At 54.6% G+C, this 22769-nt stretch carries 17 protein-coding genes and 1 pseudogene; 10 read left to right on the top strand and 8 right to left on the bottom strand.

Annotation, left to right across the window (positions count from 1 at the left end; genetic code table 11):
• Window positions 1-207: 207 nt before the first annotated feature.
• The 4 genes and pseudogenes from purE to WJU16_RS02550 all read left to right on the top strand — a co-directional run bounded on the left by purE (window position 208) and on the right by WJU16_RS02550 (window position 3062).
• Window positions 208-663: a 5-(carboxyamino)imidazole ribonucleotide mutase gene (purE, locus tag WJU16_RS02535; RefSeq protein ID WP_341836756.1), complete on the top strand. Its 456-nt coding sequence runs from the start codon at window positions 208-210 to the stop codon at window positions 661-663.
• A 457-nt stretch (window positions 664-1120) separates the two neighbouring features.
• A pseudogene (locus tag WJU16_RS02540) lies at window positions 1121-1803 on the top strand (PhoH family protein).
• Window positions 1804-1895: 92 nt separating this feature from the next.
• On the top strand, window positions 1896-2360 hold the full coding sequence (locus WJU16_RS02545; RefSeq protein ID WP_341836757.1) for a DUF4878 domain-containing protein: 465 nt from the start codon (window positions 1896-1898) through the stop codon (window positions 2358-2360).
• Between the two features lie 159 nt (window positions 2361-2519).
• Entirely contained in the window at window positions 2520-3062 is a 543-nt protein-coding gene (locus tag WJU16_RS02550) for an inorganic diphosphatase (protein WP_341836758.1), read from the top strand.
• A 66-nt stretch (window positions 3063-3128) separates the two neighbouring features.
• Here the strand turns inward: WJU16_RS02550 and WJU16_RS02555 are convergent, their stop codons facing one another.
• Window positions 3129-3890 (bottom strand): C40 family peptidase, encoded by a 762-nt coding sequence (locus WJU16_RS02555; RefSeq protein ID WP_341836759.1) that lies wholly within the window; start codon window positions 3888-3890, stop codon window positions 3129-3131.
• Between the two features lie 74 nt (window positions 3891-3964).
• Between WJU16_RS02555 and WJU16_RS02560 the strand changes: the two genes are divergently transcribed.
• The 4 genes from WJU16_RS02560 to WJU16_RS02575 all read left to right on the top strand — a co-directional run bounded on the left by WJU16_RS02560 (window position 3965) and on the right by WJU16_RS02575 (window position 6636).
• On the top strand, window positions 3965-4510 hold the full coding sequence (locus WJU16_RS02560; RefSeq protein WP_341836760.1) for a hypothetical protein: 546 nt from the start codon (window positions 3965-3967) through the stop codon (window positions 4508-4510).
• Complete coding sequence (locus WJU16_RS02565; protein ID WP_341836761.1) at window positions 4503-5615, top strand: tetratricopeptide repeat protein; 1113 nt, start codon at window positions 4503-4505, stop codon at window positions 5613-5615. The genes WJU16_RS02560 and WJU16_RS02565 overlap by 8 nt, the downstream gene beginning before the upstream one ends.
• A gap of 63 nt (window positions 5616-5678) precedes the next feature.
• Window positions 5679-6254 carry a sigma-70 family RNA polymerase sigma factor gene (locus tag WJU16_RS02570; protein WP_341836762.1) on the top strand — a complete coding sequence of 192 codons (576 nt, stop codon included), beginning with the start codon at window positions 5679-5681 and terminating at the stop codon, window positions 6252-6254.
• Between the two features lies 1 nt (window position 6255).
• Complete coding sequence (locus tag WJU16_RS02575; RefSeq protein WP_341836763.1) at window positions 6256-6636, top strand: zf-HC2 domain-containing protein; 381 nt, start codon at window positions 6256-6258, stop codon at window positions 6634-6636.
• Window positions 6637-6641: 5 nt separating this feature from the next.
• Here the strand turns inward: WJU16_RS02575 and WJU16_RS02580 are convergent, their stop codons facing one another.
• Together WJU16_RS02580 and clpB are read right to left on the bottom strand one after the other, a co-directional pair.
• The gene (locus WJU16_RS02580) at window positions 6642-7127 is read right to left on the bottom strand and encodes a nucleoside deaminase (protein ID WP_341836764.1); all 486 of its coding nucleotides are present in this window, start codon (window positions 7125-7127) and stop codon (window positions 6642-6644) included.
• A gap of 345 nt (window positions 7128-7472) precedes the next feature.
• Entirely contained in the window at window positions 7473-10073 is a 2601-nt protein-coding gene (gene clpB, locus WJU16_RS02585) for an ATP-dependent chaperone ClpB (RefSeq protein ID WP_341836765.1), read from the bottom strand.
• 285 nt (window positions 10074-10358) lie between these two features.
• Here clpB and WJU16_RS02590 point away from each other — a divergent pair, with 285 nt between their 5' ends.
• Window positions 10359-11609, top strand: coding sequence for an OmpA family protein (locus WJU16_RS02590; protein ID WP_341836766.1), 1251 nt, complete (start codon window positions 10359-10361; stop codon window positions 11607-11609).
• A gap of 60 nt (window positions 11610-11669) precedes the next feature.
• Here the strand turns inward: WJU16_RS02590 and WJU16_RS02595 are convergent, their stop codons facing one another.
• Together WJU16_RS02595 and WJU16_RS02600 are read right to left on the bottom strand one after the other, a co-directional pair.
• Entirely contained in the window at window positions 11670-13358 is a 1689-nt protein-coding gene (locus tag WJU16_RS02595; protein WP_341838640.1) for a transglutaminase-like domain-containing protein, read from the bottom strand.
• Window positions 13330-15564 (bottom strand): transglutaminase domain-containing protein, encoded by a 2235-nt coding sequence (locus tag WJU16_RS02600; protein WP_341836767.1) that lies wholly within the window; start codon window positions 15562-15564, stop codon window positions 13330-13332. Before WJU16_RS02600 ends, WJU16_RS02595 begins: the two co-directional genes overlap by 29 nt.
• A gap of 205 nt (window positions 15565-15769) precedes the next feature.
• Between WJU16_RS02600 and queG the strand changes: the two genes are divergently transcribed.
• On the top strand, window positions 15770-16705 hold the full coding sequence (gene queG / locus WJU16_RS02605; protein ID WP_341836768.1) for a tRNA epoxyqueuosine(34) reductase QueG: 936 nt from the start codon (window positions 15770-15772) through the stop codon (window positions 16703-16705).
• A 442-nt stretch (window positions 16706-17147) separates the two neighbouring features.
• Here queG and WJU16_RS02610 read toward each other — a convergent pair whose 3' ends face one another.
• From WJU16_RS02610 to WJU16_RS02620, 3 genes are read right to left on the bottom strand one after another with little or no spacing between them, the layout of a single operon-like run.
• Window positions 17148-18698 (bottom strand): DUF6850 family outer membrane beta-barrel protein, encoded by a 1551-nt coding sequence (locus tag WJU16_RS02610; protein ID WP_341836769.1) that lies wholly within the window; start codon window positions 18696-18698, stop codon window positions 17148-17150.
• A gap of 19 nt (window positions 18699-18717) precedes the next feature.
• Window positions 18718-19959, bottom strand: coding sequence for a DUF4876 domain-containing protein (locus tag WJU16_RS02615; RefSeq protein WP_341836770.1), 1242 nt, complete (start codon window positions 19957-19959; stop codon window positions 18718-18720).
• A 10-nt stretch (window positions 19960-19969) separates the two neighbouring features.
• The gene (locus tag WJU16_RS02620; RefSeq protein ID WP_341836771.1) at window positions 19970-22756 is read right to left on the bottom strand and encodes a TonB-dependent receptor plug domain-containing protein; all 2787 of its coding nucleotides are present in this window, start codon (window positions 22754-22756) and stop codon (window positions 19970-19972) included.
• Between the last annotated feature and the right edge of the window lie 13 nt (window positions 22757-22769).

Genomic DNA, 22769 nt, shown 5'->3' on the forward strand with positions numbered 1-22769 from the left:
GGGATAGGCTAGTGATCCGCCAAATGTAGGCAATATATCAGACAATTTCCCGCTATCGGCTGTGTAAAAAGGGGGTATGAAGGTTATTTAAAAATTTCACAGGGGTAGAAATGATTTGTATTGACCCGTTTATAATATCTTTGACGCAGGAAACAAATAGTCATTTTTTTACGTTAATTTATAGCAGATTAATACTCAAACATCGAGATGAAAGTTTTAATTATCATGGGCTCGGAAAGCGATAAGCCCGTAATGCAGGAATCACAGAGCTATTTACAGTTCTTTGGCATTGAAAGCGAAATGATGGTGGCTTCGGCGCACCGCAATCCTGACAAGGTTCGCGAAATTGTTATCAACGCGCAGCCCCAGGGCTACGGCGTGATTATTGCTGCTGCTGGTATGGCGGCTGCATTGCCCGGCGTTGTATCGGCCTACACTTCCCTCCCCGTGCTGGGTGTTCCCCTGGACGGCGGTTTGCCCGGCGGCGTAGACGCATTGTATTCCATCGTACAGATGCCCGCAGGTTTGCCCGTGGGTACACTAGCGGTAGGCAAGGCAGGCGCGCGCAACGCAGCGGTATTGGCGGCACGCATCATCGCCCTGAGCGACAAGAAAATTGCAGAACGCGTAGAAGCGTTCAAACAGAACGGATACCGGATCTGATCCAGTCTCTGATACCAAACGGCGGGCGCAACCGCCCGCCGTTTATTCCGACGCACTGTTCAGACTCCGAAACTATGGACAAGCTTAAATCGAACCGCACTTGACAGAATCCATCATTAACCTGGACAGCGTAAATCCGATCGAGTTTTTCGGCGTCAACAACGGAAAACTGGACTTATTAAAGAAAAAGTTCCCTTTACTGAAAATCCTCAGCCGCGGAACGCAATTGAAACTGTCGGGCGCCCCTGAAGAAGTGGCCACCGCCCGCGAAAAGATCGGTCAGATCGTCAGTTACCTGGAAAGGAACGGCCACCTCAGCGAAAACTATTTTGAACAGATCCTTGGAGAGGAAGAAGGCTCCGGCATCGACCATTTCAAGGACCGTAACCCCAACGATGTGCTGGTTTTCGGCCCTAACGGCCGTACCGTGCGCGCCAAAACCGCCAATCAGAAAAAGATGGTGACACTGGCCGACAAGAACGACATCGTTTTCGCCATCGGCCCCGCCGGTACGGGTAAAACCTATACCGCCGTTGCCCTGGCCGTACGCGCCCTTAAAAACAAGGCCGTGCGCAAGATCATCCTCACCCGCCCCGCGGTGGAAGCCGGCGAAAGCCTCGGATTCCTGCCCGGCGACCTGAAGGAAAAGATCGACCCGTACCTGCGCCCACTGTACGACGCGCTGGACGACATGATCCCCCCGACAAGCTGAATTATTTCATGACCAACCGGATCATCGAAATTGCGCCCCTCGCCTATATGCGTGGCCGTACGCTTGACAACGCCTTCATCCTGCTCGACGAGGCCCAGAACTCCACGGACCTGCAGATGAAAATGTTCCTCACCCGTATCGGTTCGTCCGCCAAGGCGATTATCACGGGCGACCTCACGCAGGTGGACCTTCCGAAAAACCAGAAGAGCGGCCTCGGCAAAGCGGCCCGCATCCTCCGGAATATCGACGGCATCGGTTACCTGGAACTCGATGAGGAAGATGTGGTACGCCACCGCCTCGTAAAAGCCATCATCAAGGCTTACGACGCTTCCGCAGCAGCAGAGGAAGAACGCGAAAAGGAAAGGGAACACCACAGGGATCATCATCACAAAGACCATAAGGACCACAAACAGAAGGACCACAATTAACACGGCCTTAACAGCCATTGTTGTAAGTTGTGCAATTGGAAGATTCCATCTACTTTTGCGGTAAGACATTATAACATTAACCTATCAACCACATGAGCTATTACAGGCGATTTTTATACCTTATGTGCGTTTCGGGTCTGGCACTCAGTATCAGCAGCTGCAAGAAAAAACCCGAGCCGCAGGAGGTTGCCTTGGAGTTTATGCACGCTATCCAGGAATCGAATTTCGAACGTGCCAAAGAATACGCCACGAAAGAGTCCCAGTCGGTGATCCTCCTCTATTCCATTTTCGACGGCAAACGCAATGAAAATGAGCGGGAAAAGATCAAAAACGCCAAGCTGAAGGTGGTAAATCAGAATGAAGACGGCGACAAAGCCACCGTTACCATCCTGAATTCCTCCGTTAGCTCCCAGGAAACACTCCTGCTCGTGAAGGAAGACGGCCAGTGGAAAATATCCCTGACGCTCGAAAGCATCCTGCCCACCTCCGTTCCCCCCGGAACGATGGACATGAACAGCATGCCCCCCGAAATCCTGGATACCGCCAACATAAAATGATCTGTCCCAATTTTTTATAGCTTTTCCCGGTTTGTTCATTAATTTTGCGCACTGAACAAACCGGGAATTTCTTATCCGGCCGGGTTGAACCTTCAACCCGTTCCGTGTTTTTACCCGTCAGTAAACGTGATTGATATTATATTTTTAAAGCAAGATTGAATGACGACAACGAATCCATGGCACAGTGTAAGTCCCGGCGATAATGCCCCCCACGTGGTTACCGGCATCATCGAAATCCCCAAGGGCTCCCGCGCCAAGTATGAACTCGACAAAGACAGCGGCCTGCTCAAACTCGACCGTGTGCTGTATTCCTCTGTATACTATCCTGCCAACTACGGTTTCATACCGAAATCATACTGCGACGATAACGACCCGCTCGATATCCTCATCCTTTCCCAGATCGAAGTAGTGCCCATGTGCATCATGGACGCCAAAGTGATCGGTGTAATGCAGATGATCGACGGCGGCGAGGCAGACGACAAGATCATCGCCGTGGCGGCCCACGACATGAGCGTAGCCCACATCAACGACATCTCCGAGCTGCCCCCGCACCTCCTCAGCGAGATCCGCCACTTCTTCGAAGAATACAAAACGCTGGAAAAGAAAACGGTTAAGGTAGAAGAGTTCGGCAACAAAGCCAAAGCGGAAGAAATCATCCGTGAAGCTTTCGAACTGTATAACAAAACCTTCGCGCAGCAATAATTACAACTGAAAATAGCAAGCCCGGCAGGAAAACTTCCCGCCGGGCTTTTTTATGTCTTTCCGGAATTAAAACAACCGTTTGATGAGCCGCAGCTGGTGCGTGCGCTCGCCGGTATCAGCACTTACAATTCCCTGGTTGTCAATCGGATCAATCCGGACTTTGCCGGAAGCATGAATGATCTGCTGGTCGTTGAGCAGGATACCTACGTGGGTGATGCGGCCTTCCGGATTGTCGAAAAAGGCGAGGTCGCCGGGGCGCACTTCCTGGAGGAAGGACACCGTTTCGCCCTGCGCGGCTTGCTGGTACGCGTCGCGCAACAGCGGTATGCCGAGGATTTTATACACGGTTTGTGTAAAGCCGGAACAGTCTGTTCCGAACACCGTTTTCCCGCCCCATAAATACCCGGTATTCAGGAATTCCAGGGCGACGGCCTCCCAGGCCTCCCCCGGCGAAGACGTCGCCGCAAATGGGGTGATCCCCTCGCCCGCTACCACCGTGGCGCGGCCCCAATCACCGGCGCCCAGCTTCAGCAAAGTGCCGAAAGGCAGGTGAACGGGCCTTCCGTTCAGCGTAACCACCGCCTGCCAGCGCGCCACCCGGTGCGTGGGGAGCGCATCGTACAACGACTGTGGAATAGTTTCCAGGTGCGACAGCGTTACCCAACCTTCATACCCATCGTACTGCATCCGGACTTTCACCCACCCGTCGGGCGTAACCGTTTCTGTTTCAAGGCATTCCCCAAAAACCGCCTGGGAAATCATCTCACTGCGGTGCGACGGCTCCGACCGGAGTGGCATAATAGGCACAATCGTGATGGCTAATGGCATGTTAATTGTTTAAATAATATGTCGAACCCGATGAACTTTTGTATCGGATTTACGTAAATATAGTATAGAAATATATGCATCTCCAGTTAAATAACCTTAGCGACAGGGAACTGCTTCTCCGGTTCAGGAAATTCCGGGAGAGAGAAGCCGCAGGGGCATTATTGGACCGCTACAGCCACCTGATGGTGGCGGTTTGTTTACCCGGGCTCGACGCCCAGCATCCCGCAGAAACGGTATTCCCCGGACTTACGGAAAAGCTTTACAACCAATTGTCGGGTGCTACGGGAAGAATTAATGAAATCCTGTATGGATTGGTGCAGCAGTACTTCGGCAAATCCGGCAAAAGCGACAGCCAGCCCGCCATCCGCGAACTTGAAAACCGGGTGGACGTAGCGGGCAACAATCCCATCGAGAAGATGGCATTGGCCGTTCAGCTGGAAAAAGCCCTCGGCAGGCTGATCCCCGAAGATTTGGAATTACTCCAGGCATTTTACCTCGATCACAAGCCCTTCCGGGAGCTTGCGCAATCGCGGAACATACATACCAGCCAGGTCAGGGACCAGCTGAAGGGCATCCGGCAAACGGTTGCCACGTATATGAAAGAGGCGGCATATGAATAGTCATTCTCCCAGACAAGAAAGGGTCCTCCGGATTTTCACGCCCGTTCGATGCCTGAACAGGGATCAGTTGCGGCGTTATCATCTCGGACAGATGACCGGTGTGGAACATCATCTCGTGGAACAGCACCTGGTGGAGTGCGATCTTTGCCATGATGCGCTGGCCACGGTGGAAAACCCGGCCAACATCGAATCCTACCAGCAACTGAGCACACAACTCAGCCAGTACATCCATCGCGAATATGCGGCCGGCGTGCAGCCTGTTGCCCGCGCGCACAAGCAGCCGTTGCTTAAACCACAGCCGCATGCCCGGAAGAGCTTCACGGAAAGCGCGCAATCTTACTTCTGGACCGTCGTTTTTCTCGCTTTTGGCGGCGGTAGCATTTTCCTGTTACAACAGCACCTGAAGAACCGTCCACCGTTAACTTCGCTCCCGTTGCGCGCCACCGATGCCATCGTGCTGCCTGCGCCCCGGGGCGCCGCGCTGGGCGATTACCAGCCCGTTGTCTCCGATACGCAGCAAGAGGAGAAACCCCTCGTCATCCAGACCAAATACAGCACCCGCGATACTTCCCATATGTCGGCCGCCGCGCTTCCCGTAGCCGCGAAAGATACGGCGCAGCAGAAAAAACCCGTGAAAGACGGCGCGCTGCCTAAACCGCCTGTTACCGACAGCAACACCCGCGCCCTCATCGCAAATGCGACGCCCACTCCCCGGGTGCAAAAGGAAACTCCGAAAGAGCCGCCTAAAGAACCGCAGAAAGAAGCCCCGAAAGAAAAAGCCCCCGAGCCTGCACGCGCCACAGTTGAAAAAGAAGAAGAACCGGCAACGGAGAAAAAAGAAACGGCAAAACCCGCTAACGGCGACGACTATGTGTACCGCTCCGCCATGCAATACCAGCAGCAGGGCGATTACAACGAAGCCATCAACCAATTCCGCAAACTGTCGGACCGTGGCCGTTATGCCGAACGCGCCCGTTACCAAATGGCCATCTGTTACCGCGCCAAAGGCCAGAAAGGAAAAGCCCGCCGCATCCTGAAAGACATCGCCAATTCGGATGGCTCCATGAAATCCCTCGCGCAGGCGGAGCTGAGCACGATGAATTAAACTTGAAACTTTTGTGGAATTTATTTACTTATGCATCTCAGTTGAGAACGCTATTGTAACATCGTGCATCTATCCGACCAATATCAAAACCTGAGCGACCAGGACCTGCTTCAACGGTATAAAGCCGATGGCAACACCGAGTGGATCGGCGTCCTCTTCGACCGTTACGCCATCCTGTTGCTGGGCCTTTGCATGAAGTATCTCAAGAACGAGGAAGACGCGCGCGACAGCGTGCAACAGATTTTCCTGAAAGTATTGTCGGAGGTCCACCGGCACGAAGTGATCTATTTCAAAGCCTGGATCTACCAGGTGGCGAAGAACCACAGCCTCATGCAGCTCCGCCATAAAAAGGACGTGGAACTGAAAGAAGAACTGGTGCCTGGCGCCGCGGAGCAGGACGACATCCGGCAAACCGCCCATGTGCAGAAAGATTTGATGCTCGACCACATGGAACGCGCGCTGGGGGAACTGAATCCCGACCAGGCCATCACCGTGCGGCTCTTTTATCTCGATAAAAAAAGCTACCAGGAAATATCCGATATCACCGGTTTCAATGCCGGGCAGGTTAAAAGCTACATCCAGAACGGCAAGCGCAACCTCAAAATATTATTGGAAAAGTACAGTAAAAATATGCGTTAACTTGCAACAGCAGGCAAACGCCCAAACAGATATGAACAACGAATTTGCTGACATATTCACCGAAACCGCCTGTCCTTCGCAGGACCAGCTGCTGGCTTACGTCAAGGGTGAACTGAGTGCTTCGGAGAGGCACGAAGTGGAGAAGCACCTGCAGGACTGTGAGCTGTGCAGCGAAGCCGTGGAGGGTTTGTCCGCCATTTCCCGCAAAGATCAGATACCGGGATGGCTCAGGCAGGCGAAGTGGAATGTATTGCATACCCTCCGCCGGAAAACCCGCCGGAAGAAGAAAGCCAACTACTACCTCTATTACGCGATCGTGGTGCTGATCGTCCTGTTTATGGCCATCGCGCTGTTTTGGATTTACTATTTCTCGCGCCGGTAGTACCCCTAGTATACTTTCTTGTCTGATTTCCGGGCCCATTCCCGGAATACTTCCCGCGCTGATTCCTCCGGCATGGGGATAAAGGGAATCTTCTTGTCGCCGTAAGGCAATTCCAGCTCGTGGTAAATAAAAGAATCGTCGAATGCAATGGCGGCCGCTTCTTCTTTGGTATTGGCGAAAAAGACCCTTTGCGGGCGCGCCCAGTAGATCGCACCGAAGCACATGGGGCAGGGCTCGCAGGAAGTATAAATCTCACAATCGGTTAACTGGAAAGTTCCCAGGCGCTGGCAGGCGTCGCGGATGGCTACTACTTCGGCGTGCGCCGTGGGATCGTTGTGGGTGAGCACCTGGTTCCATCCTTCCCCCACCACTTCTTCTCCCCTCACCACGATTGAGCCAAAAGGCCCGCCCTCGCCATTCCGCATGCCACGGGCGGATAATTCCACCGCCATCGCCATGAACTTTTTCTCTCTTTCTCCAATCGGGTACATATGCCTGGTTTTAACCCCAAATGTACGGATTTCAGGCCGTTACGAACTGCAACCGTGAACCGTACAGGGGAAGGCGCAGAGGCATGCCCTACGCCCTTCCTGTAGGCCTTTTAACCCCCATAATCCTGACAACACAAATTTCCGTCCCGGTGAAGCGGGACCACTTCTTGCCGCAGGGTCAGCGGGTAGTACGTTTCATGCCCACAAGATAACCGCTTATTTAGATTATATCCAATTTTAATTTGTATAAATTAATAATGTGTTTACAGGGACAAAAAAATCCCGGATGAGGATTCATCCGGGCATTTACCTGTAACTGTATATCGTCGTATTAGAAATGACTTGTTAAGTGTTGCGGATCACGACCACATTATCAAAAACATCCACCAGTACCGGTTTTGCCTTGTCGATTTCTCCGCCGAGGATCTTCTTGCTGAGCAGGTTCACGATCTCTTTCTGAATCAAGCGCTTCAGCGGCCTTGCACCGAATTGCGGATCGTAACCTTGTTCTGCCAGGTAGTCCAGTGCATACTCAGAGAATTCCAATATCATGCCATTCTTCGCTACCAGCTCCTTCAATTGTTGTAATTGTATGTTAATAATTCCACGCACTTCGGAGCGCATGAGCGGCTGGAACATAATCACTTCATCCACACGGTTTAAGAATTCCGGACGGATGGTTTGCTTCAGCAGGTTCATCACTTCATCCTTCGTCCTGTCTACCACTTCGTCTTTATTCTCATCCGTGATTTTTTCGAAATTTTCCTGTATGATATGGCTGCCCATATTGCTCGTCATGATGATGATGGTGTTTTTGAAGTTCACCACGCGGCCTTTGTTATCGGTCAGCCGCCCGTCGTCGAGCACCTGGAGCAGGATATTGAAAGTATCGGGGTGCGCTTTCTCGATCTCATCGAGGAGCACCACGCTGTAAGGCTTGCGGCGTACGGCTTCGGTGAGCTGGCCGCCTTCGTCGTAACCCACATATCCCGGAGGCGCGCCTACCAGGCGGCTTACGGAATGTTTTTCCTGGTATTCCGACATGTCGATGCGGGTCATCATGCCTTCGTCGTCGAACAGGTAATCGGCGAGCGCTTTCGCCAGTTCCGTTTTACCGACACCGGTAGTACCGAGGAAGATGAAGGAACCGATGGGCCGGCGCGGATCGTTTAGTCCGGCGCGGCTTCTGCGGATGGCGTCGGCTACGGCCACGATGGCTTCATTCTGCCCCACCACGCGCTTGTGCAGCTCGTCTTCCAGCTGCAGCAGTTTGTCTTTTTCGCTCTGCATCATTTTAGCGACGGGGATGCCGGTGGCTTTGGCCACGTTTTCGGCGATGTCTTCCGCGTCCACTTCCTCTTTCAGCAGGCGTTTATTGTTGGAGGAGATTTCCGCCAGCTCGGCCGTAAGGTCAGCCACCAGCTTCTCCTGTTCTTTGATTTTACCATAACGGATCTCCGCTACTTTCCCGAAATCGCCGTTGCGCTCTGCCTGTTCAGCTTCCAGCTTCAGGTTTTCGATAGTGGCTTTGGCGTCCTGCACCTGGTCTACTACTTCTTTTTCCTGCTGCCATTTCGATTTGAAAGTATTGCGTTCCTCACTGAGCCGTGCGATTTCGGCGGCGAGCTCGCGCAGCTTGTCTTCGTCGTTTTCCCGTTTGATGGCTTCCCGTTCGATTTCCAGCTGGCGGATGCGGCGTTCCAGTTCGTCGAGCTCTTCGGGCATGGAGTTCATCTCCAGGCGGAGCTTGGCGGCGGATTCGTCGATCAGGTCGATGGCTTTGTCGGGCAGGAAGCGGTCGGTGATATACCGGTGCGAAAGTTCCACTGCGGCGATGATCGCTTCGTCGCGGATCAGTACGTGGTGGTGGTTTTCGTAGCGTTCCTTCAGGCCGCGGAGGATGGAGATGGCGTCGTCTACCGAGGGTTCGTCGATGAACACTTTCTGGAACCTCCGCTCGAGGGCTTTATCTTTTTCAAAATATTTCTGGTATTCGTTCAGCGTGGTGGCGCCGATGGCCCGGAGCTCTCCTCTCGCCAGGGCGGGCTTCAGGATATTGGCCGCGTCCATCGCGCCTTCCATCGCGCCCGCACCGATGAGGGTGTGGATTTCGTCGATGAAGAGGATGATGTCGCCATTGGAATCGGCTACTTCTTTCACTACGGCTTTGAGTCTTTCTTCGAACTCGCCGCGGTATTTGGCGCCTGCCATGAGCGCGCCCATGTCGAGGGCGTAAATGATTTTGTTGTGCAGGTTATCGGGCACGTCGCCGTTGATGATACGGTGCGCGAGCCCTTCCGCGATGGCTGTTTTACCAACACCCGGTTCCCCGACGAGGATGGGGTTGTTTTTGGAACGGCGGCTGAGGATGTGGAGCGTACGGCGGATTTCCTCATCGCGCCCGATCACGGGATCAAGCTTGCCGGCGCGGGCCGATTCGTTGAGGTTCTTCGCGTATTTCTCCAGCGAATTGTATGTGGCGTCGGCCGTTTGACTGTTAACCGTCCCGCCTTTCCGCAGTTCCGTAAGGGCGGTTTTGAGGCCTTTTTCCGTCAGCCCCGCATTCTTCAGCAGTTTGGCGGTATCATCGCTGCCACCGAGGAGCCCCAGCAGGAGGTGCTCCACGCTCACGAATTCGTCTTTGAATTCCTTGATGCTGGCGCCTGCCCGCAGGATGGCGTTATTCGCCTCGCGGCTGAGCATTTGCCCGCCTTCCCCGCTGCTGATGGTGGGATAAGCCTGTATTTGCTCGTTGAGCTTGCCGTCGAGGAACCCCGTGTTCACGTCGTTCTTCTTCAGCAGGTATTCTATGCTGTTATCCTCGTCCTGCAGCAACGCTTTGAGAATGTGGCCGGTTTCAATTGCCGAATTCCGGTGATTGAACGCCAGCTGCTGCGCTTCCTGCAGCGTTTCCTGGGACTTGATGGTGAAGTTGTTTAGATTCATAACTTGCTTTGTTCTCCTTTAGGTTAACGATTGGATTTTTGATTTGTTCAGATGAATCAAATCCTGCACCAGTTGGAAAAATCAGCCAGGTTGACAGCATCTCCACGTGGCAACTGCATTATTTTCAGTTCATATGTAAAAAACCTGCTATTTTGTCTATTACCTTCACCCTGAACATCTTATAAGGGCACTTGTGCAAAATCAGGCTTTATAATGAACCGTACCCTGCGAAAGCTGTTATACTTCAGTTACTTCCATATCGTCTCACCACCAAAACATGCATTTATGGCGATTGACCTCATCGAAACCCTGAAGCAACTGTTCAACAACGAATTTTGCGGTAAGGCGGCGGCGCAGCTGGGGGAAAGCGAATCCGGCATACAAAAAGCACTGGGCGGCATTATTCCCACGGTTTTAACGGGCTTGCTGGCCAAAGCGGGGTCCGGCGAATCGGGTGGATTAATGCATCTGCTGCACCAGGCCTCCGGCACGGATATTTCCCAGTTGACCAACGGTGGCGCCGGCATCCCCTCCGGATTGCTGGCAAAAGGCTCAGCGTTCCTGCAAACACTGTTCGGCGGCCGTTCCGGCGAGATTGCAGGGGCGGTGGCCCAATATGCGGGTATCCGCCCGCAATCGGCAGACACCTTGCTGCAGGCGGCGGCGCCCGCGGCGCTGGGCGTTGTGGGCAAGCACGCAGACACTGCCGGCCTGGGTGCCTCCGGGGTACTGGAACTACTCAACAGCCAAAAAGATAAAATACTGGCCTCCGTGCCTTCCGGCCTCGGCCTCGCCGGCATCCTCGGCGTCGGCAGCCTGAGCGATATCGGCGCCCGCCTATCGTCGTTCACCGGCGCGTTCAAAAGCGCTGCCCGCACCCCGGGACACACCGTCCACGAATCCACCACTTCCGGCGGCAACCAGTGGATAACATGGCTCATCATCGCCATCGCCGCCATACTCTTGTTGTGGTGGCTGCTGCGCGGATGCGGCGCCAGAGAAACGATGACCGTCGTGGAATCCGACAGCATCACCATGATCGAAGACACCCACGCCACCGCGCCCGTTGCCCGCGAATCCATCAAAGTAACGCTGCCCGACGGCAAAGTGCTCGACGCCTACAAAGGTGGCATCGAAGACCAGCTCGTGCAATTCCTGCAAGATCCCAATGCGGCTGCAGGGAAAGACGTATGGTTCGATTTCGATAACCTGAACTTCCACACCGGCTCCGCGGAAATCACGCCCGAAAGCCAGGTGCAGATCAATAACCTCGCCGCCATCCTCAACGCTTTCCCGAAAGCGAAAATCAAGATCGGCGGGTATACCGACGCTACCGGGGATGCGAAGAAGAACCAGCAGCTGTCGCAGGAACGGGCCACCGCCGTGGTAACCGCCCTTGCTGCCGCCAATGTGAAGCCCGTGCAATTGCAGGGCGCGGAAGGCTACGGCAGTCAGTTCGCCAAAGCCGCGGCCGATGCGCCGGACGAAGAAAGGAAACTCGACCGCCGGATATCCGTGAGTGTGAGAGAGAAATAGCCGTAATGCAAAAAGTACATACAAACAGAAGGGCGCCCTTTTATGGGGCGCCCTTCGCTATTATGCTTCCTTTTTGACGAGCACGACCCTGTTTCGGTCAGACTTGTAGATTTGATTGAAAAACGCCTCCAGCTCCCCGTAATCCTTCGCGGGGAAGCGCCCCGCCTTCATCTCCAGGCGGCGCACATATAACAGGCGGTTACCTTCCACCGTTACTTTCGCGGAATAACTGCCGAACGGCGAAGCCAGTTCCACCGGTGCGAACACCGACTCCGGCGTGTACCCCGCCGGCAGGATGATCTGGACGGTATCGGCGTCCTGGTAAGGCATGCGGAGATAAATATCGGTGGTGCGGCCCGATTCACCGGACAGCTTGTTGTTTCTCCGGTTGAGGATATTCGGCGTGATGAACAAACGCTTGCCGGTTATGGAGGCGTAATTGGGAACCGTCAGCTCCAGGGATTCCTTCATTTCCGGAACGGGCAAGGCGCCGGCCGTTGCTGTATACTCCAGCCGGCTGATATCGAAGCTGGGCAGGTTGAGCCTTTTTTTCAGCACTTCCAGTTGCTTTTCCTTATTGAGGTAATTCACGAGTCCGTGGTAATCGTCCTGCTGCAGCCCGGTGTACCGCGTATGGCAGTGTACTTTCAGGTTCCCCGCTTCATCCGCTTCCGCGGTGATCATCCGGTGCTGAAGGTTCTGGGCGGCGGGGTATGCCGGCGTGCGCACGAGTTTGCCGCCCTGTTCGGTGATGAGCAGTACGGGCCGGTCGTTGGTGAAGCTCCCCAGGTATCCCGCGGGCGCGGTTTGGCTGGTGCATTCCAGCCAGGTGGTATCTTTCGCGCCGGGTACGCACAGGATGATGTGGTTGAACTGGTCTACCGTGAAGTCTTCCATAAAATCCGTTTCACCGTCGCCCGCATGCACGAGCGTGTAATGCGAGCGGATGCCCGCTTCCGCCAGCAGTGATTTCATATAATTCGCCAGCGCTTTGCAATCGCCATAGCCTTTGGTGGCCACGTAAGTGGCATCGAAGGGCTGCCAGCCGCCGATACCCAGCTGGATGCTGATGTAGCGGGTGTTTTTTTGCATGTATTCGTAGAGGATGCGGATCTTCTCCCCGTCGGTTTTCGCGTTGGCGGTAAGCTGCGCCACGGTGGCTTTGATGTTGGCCGGCAGCACGTCGCGCCCCTGGTTGAGCGTAGCCTGGAAGCGGCCGAAGTTTTCCCAGGTGCTCATATCGCCATCGTATTCCGCGAACGAGAATTTGCCGGGCGCGAGGTATACGACGGTGCTGCGGTCGCGCAGGGGGCCGGTATAGGGCTCTTCCTGCATGGCGGCGATATTCTTCACCTCCCATACCAGCTGCTTCCCTCCTTTCTCCGCCTTCTGTTCAGGATTGCCAACGTATTGATATTGCCGGAAACGCAGATCGAAGCCCTCGGGCACGCTCACTTCCATCCGGCTATGTTCCACGGCGTACTGGTAACTACCCTGCGGCACCCAGCGCGGCATGCTGGCCGTGAAGCGGTTGCGGTATTCAATTTCGTAAGTGACCGTGTAAGGATATACTTTGTGGTAGAAATTATGGGTTTTCATGCGGCCGTCGTCCATGAGGTTGTTATCGCTCACTGCACTCTGGTCGCGCACTTCGCTTTGCTTCAATTTGCGCAGCTGGTTGCCCTGCGCGTCGTAGAGCGCGCCGGAGATGTCTTTGATCTCACGGAATTTGTCGTAATACTCCTGCAACCCCGAAAACTTGTCGCCGTTTTCGTTCAGGATGGTGATGGCGATGTGATGTACATACCTGACATCCCGCGTGCCGCTGATCTTTACCGACAGCAGTTCGTACCGCTGCACGGCCACGGCGTTTTCCATCAGCGCTGCCGGGATGGCGCTCACCGGGTACTGGGGCCCCGCGGCGCTGGCGGTCATCACCGCCAATAGTAATGTGATAAGATTGAATATCCGGATCATGCTTTTTCTTCTTGATGACAATTTGCTCGGCGTGCTTTTTCACAACAACGTCGAAAAATTCGCGCAGCGGCTGATAGTCTTCAGCTTCATATAAGGCGCGGTTGAACTTCAGGCGGGAGCGCATCATGATGGAATTTCCCTGCACCTGTACGAGATACTGGAAAACCCCTTCTCCGTCGTTGAATTTGACGATGGTGGATTTCGGCGTTTCCTCCACCACGCAGTCTTCGGGCAGCTGGAGCGTCATGGTATAATTATAATCCGTCACCGCCGGCATCTCTATGGGATACCTGCGTTCCTGCGATTTGAAGGGGTTGTTGCGCAAGGATTCGGAAAACATCGGTTGCAGGTAGATCATCCCCGATTCGTCTTGCTCACCGAGCTTGAAATCATAATCCACCACCAGCTGGTTGCTGTAATTTTCCAGCTCCCTCAACTCCGCGTTCGACATTTCGATTTCCGTCACAAATCCCTTGGCCAGGTCCTTGAAGAACGCATCTTTCCCTTTTTCCCGGATGCGGGCGCGGGCATCGTAGGATTCAAACAAAGTGTATTGCTTTTGGAAGTGCCCTTTCAACCGGCCTTTGTCATCCGGCGAAATAAAGATGCCGGTCACCGACTTTTCAAACAGCGAATCCGCTTCGAACATCAACAGGTCGGCCGAGACGTTCACTTTCCGCGCGGGCCCGTTATAACAGGACGCGTGCAGGTTCCCGAAGCCCAGGAAAGGCCGCGTGGCGTCGAGGAAATATTCCGTATCGTCCACATTCACGCTAACGATGGTGTAGTTAAGCTTGCTGCGGATGGGATACATGGCGTACATCTTCCCGTAATCGCGGGTACTGAGGAGCACGGGATAGGCTTCCAGCCCGGCTTCGCGGAGCATCGCGGTGAGCAGCATGTTGATGTCGACAACGTTGCCGTTCTTTTTATTGAAAGTGGTTTTGAGCGACTGGCTCTTCCACAGCGACGAATAATCGGTGCAGGTATAGTTATCGCGGACAAACGCGAAAACCTGTTCGGCTTTTTCTTTCGGGGAAGCGGCCCCTGCGGCGAGACGCTTCACTTCATCCGATAGATAATTATTCGCGCGGGCCAGTTCACCGGAATAATCGTCGTCTTTCCCCAGTTCTTCCATCATCTTCGGCCAGGTGCTCATAATGTTGCGCACCGGCGATTCGGGGAACCGGATGGAAGACAGCTGGAATTCGATATAGCTGACGTAATTGCGGAGCGTGGTGATGTAACTTTCCTCCTTCAGCGGCGGCACGTCTTTCATCACCCAACGATGCGTGGTGATCCCCGGCGTTACGGAAACGTGCCTCGAGGGCGCGGAGGGAGTAGCGCCCTGGATGTTGAAGCTGAAGGTTCTCCGGGAATCTTTTGAATTCTTGATATGGAAAGGATGGTATCCCTGGCTGAGGAACAGGTATTCGTAGTATTCCGGCAGCGAAACTTCATATTCGCTCCACAGCACGGGCATATCCACGCTCTGGAAGGCCCAGGGCCGCAGGTACATGGGGAATTCGGAATTGATCGAATACGAATACTCGATAATGGTGCCTTCCTTTACCGCCGGCAGGGTGAATTTTTTGCGGATGGTGTTGCGGTCGACCTTTTCGGTGAATACGGCCTTGCTTTCCAGCCTGGTTTCCACCACTTTGCCATCTTCCAGGTTATAGGAACAGGCTTTGAGGTTGGCCATGGCTTCCTCATTGCTCCCCTGGAAGTGCAGGTCGATGGATACATTCGCTTTGTCGTAGGCGCTTTTGCGGAGGATGTGGATGCGGCGGTGAATTTTGAACACCTGGATAAACTGGTCGCGGCCGGACTCGAACTCGGAAGCCCCCACATCCGCCAGCACCACGGCAGCGGCGCCGGTATCAATGTCGTACCGGGTTTTGAAGTCTTCGGGGCTGACTTTCCCATATTTGACGGGTGTTTTGTCCTGTGCGGCCAGCATGAGGGCCCAGGTCATCAGGAAGGGAAATAAGACAACAGATTTTAGTTGCATTACAATGAACTTAGGTATACGGGTTATTAATGAAACAGAATAAAATTATACATTTTCTTCACCGGAAGTTTATTCCGGCTAAAATAATCTTGTTCCGCCCATGCCAGATGGCGGGAAACCATGGTTTCCATAAGATACGGCCCGGAAAATTGTAATTTTGCGGGCAGAGATGCAGCAATTGGATAATAATACGGTGTTCGTCAAGCAGTTGGCGCGGGAGCTGGGGTTCGACCATTGCGGGATCGCGAAGGCGGAACAGCTGAGCGACGACGCTTTCCGTTTGGAGCAGTGGCTCAACCGCGGCATGCACGGGGGGATGCAGTACATGGAGAATTATTTCGACAAGCGCATCGACCCGCGGCTGCTGGTCGACGGAGCGCAGTCGGTGATTACCCTGTTGCTGAATTACTTTCCGCAGGAGCGCCAGCGCCCGGATGCGCCGCAGGTGGCCAAATACGCCTACGGGAACGATTACCACGACGTGATCCGGGAGAAGCTCAACAGCATGCTGGCAAGGATGCGGGAGGAATGGGGAGATGTGCAGGGCCGGGGGTTCGTGGATTCCGCGCCCGTCCTCGAACGCGCCTGGGCGCAGCGGAGCGGGCTGGGATGGATCGGCAAAAACGGGAACCTCATCCATAAGCAAGCCGGTTCTTTCTTCTTTATCGCCACCCTCATCGTTGACATCCCGCTGGTGTACGACAGCGCCGCCGGTGATTACTGCGGCAGCTGTACCCGCTGCCTCGACGCCTGCCCTACCGGCGCCCTTGTTTCCCCCACCGTGGTCGACGGCAGCCGTTGCATTTCCTATTACACGATTGAATTGAAGGACGCCCTCATCCCCGATAAGCTCCAGGGCCAGTTCAACGACTGGATGTTCGGCTGCGACATTTGCCAGGACGTATGCCCCTGGAACCGCTTCTCCAAAGCCAATACCGAAACCGCCTTCACCCCCATCCCCGAAATCCTCAATTTCTCCAATTCGCAGTGGGAAGAACTGACCGAGGAAGAGTTCAGGCGCATTTTCCGCAAAAGCCCCCTCAAAAGAAGCAAATTCGCCGGCATCCGCAGGAACCTTCAATTCCTCCAACCTCCCACAACATAAGGAGCTCCAGTCTTAAAGTCCCAGCTGCATTCGCTTATCGTATTTCATTCAAAATGAACGTATTATCTCCAAAATATGGCCAACTGCAGGCATCAGCCATGATGCTGACATCCTACTGACATCCTTCAATGATCCTCCAAGGGTGTCCAATGCTAGCTTAGGTTTGAGGGTGTTTGCTTAAAGGATGACTGAAGGATCATTGGAGGATTGCTGAAAGTAGGAGCTCAAACGCTGCTGACATCCTACTGCCATCCTTCGTTCATCCTTCGAACGTGTTCGCTCGTGGTACGGGTTTGAGGGTGTTTGAACGAAGGTTGAACGAAGGATGAACGAAGGATGAACGAAGGATGGCAAAGAAAAAGCGGAACAGATGCCCCGCTTTTTCATTTGTATAGCTGTCGCTATTCACCCTGGAAGGAGTGAAAGCGACAAAGAGGATGGCCTAAAAATTCAAGCCCACCGATCCGCCGAATGTGTACCGGTTATCGAACCCGAAGCTGCTGGCTTTGGTGTAACGTCCGAATGCGTTCACGAAAAGCACCCGCTGGCGGTCTTCCCCGATACGTAGAGAATACGTAACCGGCAGCTCCACCCGCACGAAATCGGAAGCGAGGTAGCGCCAATCGTTCGTTTCCAGGTCTGTTACCGTGGGGTAATCGGCATGCTGGCCGTTGTATTGGTACCCGCCGCTGAGGTTGCGGTTCAGGCCGGCGCGCACGCCCAGCTGTAAACGACTTTCGCGGGCGGCGGACAGCAGGAAATTCTTCTTCCCGCCTATCGTTACCAGCAGGTTCTCCGCCTGTTTATAGGAATACGGCAGGATGTATTCGTCGTTCAGTTTAGCGTACAGCGCCGAAACGTCCGCCATCCAGGAATAATCTTCCGGGCCGCGTTTGCCGGTAAGGCTGTATTTCAGCCCCAGTTCCTGCGTCTTGAAGGTGGAACGGATGTATTTGGCGAGGCTCAGCCAGCCTTGTTGCGCCTGCGAGTTGTCGCGCTGCGTCACGTACTGGATACCGTCGATATGGCGGTTGTAATATTGCGCGCCCAGTGAATGCAGCAGTTTACCGGACTCCTTTTGCACCGCCGCGCCGGCCTGCCAGGATTTGCGGATCACGGAGCCCCCATCGCGCGGGAGGGTGTAGGAAACCGTGAGGCCTTCGCCCTCCACGAGGTAGTTGACATTGGCGAGGAAGTTCAGAGGGCCTTTATACTGGTACTGGATACCGCCGCCCCAGCTATCGCCTTCGTAGTTGTTCGTGCGGCCGCTGCCGAGGTTGCTCACGGCGGTGCCGAGGCCCAGCAATTCGTAGTAGGTCTGGTCAACATAAGTATTTACGTTTTTCATACTGGCTTCCTCTTTGGTGTTGGCATACCGGAGGTTGAGGCCGACGTGCTGATTGGGGGAAATGGAATATACCACGCCCGGTGTTACCGAAAGCGAGTAGAAGTTGTCTTCCGAGCGTACATCGCGTTGTTTGGCGCCGCTGCTGGCGCTGTAGCTGCCTGCCAGGCCCCACGACCACCGGCCGTAAAACGGCGTGGATACACGGAACTGGAGGTTGTAGTGCTGCTGCACCCAGTCGCTGGGATTGGCGTCGGCGATGATGTAGGGCATGCCGCGGAAGGGATCGATGATGGAGGCGTTGAAATTCGCGTCCTGGATGGACTCGCGGCGATAGCTGAATTTACCGGTTACGTAAAAGCTGTCGAGCAGGATGCGACCTTCGGTTTCCGCGATCTGCCGGTTGCCGGAAGCGCCTTCCTGCGGGCGGCGGAAATCGCCGTCGTAGGCTTCATATCCCGCTTTGATCTGCGAATAGCGGTATGGGCCGTCCAGCTTAAGACCGGCGGGGTTGCCCGACTGCTCCCACAAACTGCGCTGTTGCCGCAGCTCCAGGGCTGCGGGCGCGTTGGAATTGGATTTTTGCTGCGCCAGGGCCACCGATCCGGTAGCGGCGAGCAATATGGTGATATATAGTTTCTTCATCATTATTAGCTGTTACGGGTGCTTACTTCGTATGATTCCAGGCGGGCATTCTGGCGCCGTGACGGCGGAACTGCGGTTTCACACCGCGCTCGAAGTCTTCGGTACTGTTGTTGGTATCCAGGTAGATCGGGGTGCCGTCGTCGTTCTTTTGGTCGGACACTTTGCGGGCCACGCCGAGCGAATTATAAGTGGCGCCCACGTAGGTCATGCCGGCGTCCAGCACCGAGGGTACGCGCTTGGCGGCGATCATGTTTTCGTTATGCCCCGCTTCCACGGCGTCCAGCACGTAGCGGATAGGCACCTTGGCGAATACGGAAGTGGAGGTGGAAGCCAGGTTGCGTGTTTTGAGCGCCGGGTTATTCACCGGGTCGTACACCTCGCCTTCCGGCACGCGGAAGATGACGTAAGCCCCGCCGAATACAGACACCAGGTATTGCGGCAGCGTTCCCTTGCCGGCGTTGCCATTGTAGAAAACGTGCTCCATATCCGGCGCCGGCTGATCCGGGAAATTGGGATTGTTCATATTGAACTCGAACTCGGAGGAAGAACAGTCGATCGGTGAAGTGGGACTGTACTGCGGCAGCTGGTGGTTGGCCGCGAACTGAGCCATGGAGAAGGATTCTCCGGGCGCCAGCGGGTGTTCCGTGCCGTTGCCGGGCACTTTCCAGATGCGTTCCGCGTAAGCGAAATTATTGCCGTCCTCCTCCGGCCAGCGCGGCAGCGTGGTGGTGGCCGTGGTCGGCGTCAGGTTGGCGAAGTAAAGGCCATCGAGATAGATCGTATCGGTGGAGTTGTTGTATACTTCGTAAAACTGGTTACGGAAATAAAACGGCGTGGTTCCCGCGAAGAAGATCTCCGAGAACACGAGCGGACTAACTTTCAGCCCGGCTACGTCGATTTCGACGAGGATATCGTTTTTGGTTACCGGGAAATTGATCTTCGCACCGTTGAGGTAAAACACGTCGCCATTGGCGTCTTCCACCCTGCCGCTCACATTGATGCTGTACAAGCCGGGAATGAGGCCGTCTACCGCCGTCACATCCGATCCCAGGGCATCCTCCTTCCGGAAGCCTTCTGTGAAGTTTTCGAACACCACTTTCAGTCCTTCGGTGTTGGTGATGTTGGACATGGTGGATTTGGCTTTCACCCGGATGGTGTAGTTGCCTACCTTTTCCGTATCCAGCCCTTCATTTATTTTCCTGCAGCTGCCCGTCAACACTGTTACCAGTACCGCGGCCGCCATGAGCCATGTTGCATTTTTCATGTGCTTGCTGTTAAAGTTTTAACGATAATTCCAGCCCGTAGAAGAAGCGGTTGCCCCGTTTCTCGTAAGTGCCCGGTACGCGTTTGGATTCCGCGCGCTGGTAAGTCCTGAACATATTGTTGGCGAAGAACGACACCCGCATGTAATCAGCGATTTCCTTGGAAACGTTGATATTGAAGGTCACGAGCGGCGGCCAGGATTCTTTCACCTCCGTGATGCGGTTGACGTTGCGGAGGAGGTCCTTGAACTCGGGCTCATCTTTGCGTTTCACATCGTAATCATACACCTGTCCATCTTCTTTCGAGATATATTTCACCGGGATGCTGTCGTTGCCGAAACGCTGGTAATTGCTTTCATTCCAGATTACCTGCGTGGTAAACGTTACCACGAAACCGAGGCGGGGAATGTTATGGGTGGCGCGCAACATCGTTACGGCCGACTGGTCATATCTTTTCACCATTCCAGCTTCGTACAACCCGATGTGCGTTCTGTCGGAGCCCGCGTTGCCGCTGAACTCGTCGAAGTACGTATAATCCTTGTTATAGCTTTCGGTGGTGAGCAGCGCGCCGTTCAGGGAGAAGGCGGTGCGGATGGCTTTGAAGCGCCCCAGGTCGAGGTCCATCTCGATGCCTTTGGTGCGCGAAACAAGGTTGTTGGTAGGCATGTAGAAGCCCGCGAGCACGTTGTTGCTGGCCGCCAGTTCGTAGATGGGTTGCGACCCATCACCAGTACGACGGTATTCGTTGAACACAACGGGTTTATAGCCATAGATGGAGCGGTTCATGGAATACCCGTTATCCATGTTCTCCTTGTAACCCGTTACGCGCAGGGTGGCCTGGTTTACATTCAGGCGGAAGCCGATCTCGGCCTTTTCATTCCTGGCGATTTCCAGTTGGGGATTTTCGGTGTTGAATACGCGTGTGGTGGTCATAAGCACCTGCTGGTCTGCCGGGATATTGCTCACCCCGATCTCGTTGATGTTCACATATTCGAAATAGGCTTGTTCGGGATGGAGGTACATTACCGAAGGCGCTTTGGCCAGTTTACCGTAGGCGCCGTTGATGCTGAAAATCTGCGGAACGATTTCCAGGCTGGCGTTCAGCCGGGGCGATAGCGCGTGTTCACCGCCGGAGAAATGATCGAAGCGCAAACCGGCGGACAGTTCAAACCTGCGGCCCGCCACCCGGGTATTGAAGTTTTCCTCCGCATACAGCCCAACCTGCGTCAATGCCGGAATATCTTTGAAAGCGCGTTTCCGGAAAGTAGAATTGACGGAAGAGAAGCTGCGCATCGGGGGCATGGTGTCGGAGAATGTTTTACCATCACCGAAGTTTTTGTCCGATTTGAAATCCGCCCCGAGGATCCAGCGGTGGTTGGTAGCCCCGATTTTGTTGAAGAACGTGGCCGACGCCTTGAAGAACGTATTCAACTCTTTACCGTTGATATCATACCGGCCCATGTATGTGCTGGGCAGATAAGTGGCAAAGTAGCCCTGATCGAGGGGATTGTCCGTATTCAGCTTGTTGCCGTCCACATCGAAAATATCGGTGCCGGGTTTATTGGTAAGCATGCTGCCGTTGTTCGTAGTCATGGAATACGGCGCGTTCGCGGCGGTATTCTGCGTTTCGTAGAAACTATTTTTCACCGTATATCCTACCCTTGCCACATAATTGATGTTACGCAGCCACAATTTTTTATTGATGCGATATGTACCGCGGGTGTTGAAGATGAAACCGAGATCTTCACCGCTGGAGGCGGTTTTGGTCACCTGATCGTCTGGGTTGGCGTTGCGCGAGTCTTTACCATATAACAGGTCGAGCGAGGTGGTGGTGGACAGCTGCCTGAAGAAGGTATTGGAATACATGGCCCTGCCGGTAAAGCGGCGGTACTTCAGGTATTGCTGCACGGGATCGTTGGTGTTGTAGGCGTAGTCCAACCCGAGGTTCAGCGCACCGCTGCGTTTGCCGAGGTTGAAGCCCTTGTCGGCCGACAACTGGTAAACATTCGGATTCGTACGGCCCTGGATAGTGAGCGGTTGCGCGCCGGCCTTGGTGTTCACGATCACTACGCCGGCCGTTACGTCGCCATACTCCACCCCGGGAACGCCGCGGATCACTTCAACAGACTCCACGTTGTTCATGGAGATGTTGCGCACGTCGAAGCCTGCGTTGGGCGAAGCGCCGCCGCCGATGGAGGCAGAACCGCCGGTAATACCGGGGGCCAGCGACTGGAGGTTGGCGTTGTTCGACATCGGCGCGCCGTTCATCATGACCGTGGTACCGAAAGCGTTCATGTTTTCCGTATTGGCCCCCGCGTTGCGGATATTCAGCTGCTTGGCGTTGGTGAGGTCGGGGTTAACGGTCACTCCGCCGGGAATGAGCGCCATTACATCCGCCAGGCTGTTGGCCTGGAGGTGGTCGATGGCCGCGCGGGAAATGCGCGAGGTAGTGCCGTTGCCGCCGGTAGTGGTTTTAGCGGTCACGTTCACTTCCACCAGGCGGAAGTCGGACTGTAGCATGGTAAACTGCAGGTCTTTATCCCCCTGGATCTGCAGCACGGTATCGATGGTCACTTTGCCGAGGAACCTTACCTGCAGGCTGGTAGCGCCTGCGGGCACGTTGGGCAGCTCGAAGCGCCCGTTCCCGTCGGTCTGCGCGATGATGCCGTATGCGGGGATGGAAACCGAAGCGTAATGCAGCGGCCTGCTTTTATTGGCGCGCGTTTCGTAGACGGTCCCTCCTATCCTGTATGCCTTTTTATCTTGCTGCGCGAGGGCAGTTACCGGGATAAGTAACATCCATAGGCTCCCC

Source organism: Chitinophaga pollutisoli (assembly GCF_038396755.1).
GTDB lineage: Bacteria > Bacteroidota > Bacteroidia > Chitinophagales > Chitinophagaceae > Chitinophaga > Chitinophaga pollutisoli.